This window comes from Oleiphilus sp. HI0043, from assembly GCF_001634935.1.
Genome location: NZ_LWEY01000484.1, coordinates 1 through 947, shown reverse-complemented (window position 1 = coordinate 947; position 947 = coordinate 1). Strand labels below are relative to the sequence as shown.

Below are 947 nucleotides of genomic sequence, written 5' to 3'. Positions count from 1 at the left end.
TACTATCTGAAAAAGATGGTAGCAAAGTTTGGGATGCCAATATGATTCTTGACGATGGTGGTGACCTGACTGAGATGGTGCATAACAAGTACCCTGCACTGCTTAATGATATTCACGGTATTTCTGAAGAAACAACAACAGGCGTACACCGATTGTTAGAAATGATGACGAAAGGTGAGCTAAAAGTTCCAGCGATTAACGTTAACGATGCTGTAACTAAATCCAAAAACGATAATAAGTACGGCTGCCGCCACTCATTAAATGATGCCATTAAACGTGGTACAGATCACTTACTCTCTGGTAAAAAAGCACTAGTAATTGGCTACGGCGACGTAGGCAAAGGCTCTGCTGCCTCATTGCGCCAGGAAGGTATGATCGTAAAAGTTACTGAAGTCGACCCAATCTGTGCAATGCAAGCCTGCATGGATGGCTTTGAAGTTGTTTCACCATATTTAGATGGTGTGAACACGGGTTCTGTAGAAGGTATTAACAAGCTACTAATGGAAACAACCGACCTGATTGTTACCACGACAGGTAACGTCAATGTCTGTGATGCAAGTATGCTTAAGACACTTAAGAATGGCGCTATTGTTTGTAACATCGGCCACTTCGATAATGAAATTGACACGGCTTATATGCGTGAAAATTGGGAATGGGACGAGATTAAGCCACAGGTTCACAAGGTTTATCGTGACAAGGGAGCTGATGATCACTTGATTCTTCTTTCTGAAGGTCGCTTGGTTAACCTGGGTAATGCCACGGGTCACCCTAGCCGAATCATGGATGGCTCATTCGCTAATCAGGTACTGGCCCAAATCTATCTTTATGAACGTAAATTCGCTAACTTGATGGAAGCAGAGAAGAAGGAAAGCATCTACGTTAAAGTACTTCCAAAGAAACTTGATGAAGAAGTTGCTAAAGACATGGTTGAAGGTTTTGGTGGTGTC

The 947-nt window shown here is 42.7% G+C and carries 1 protein-coding gene; it reads left to right on the top strand.

Translation table 11 applies throughout. The features are described from left to right. Positions 1 to 947, top strand: a 947-nt coding sequence (locus tag A3729_RS06085; RefSeq protein ID WP_068633408.1) for an adenosylhomocysteinase, incomplete at both ends; no start/stop codon positions are given.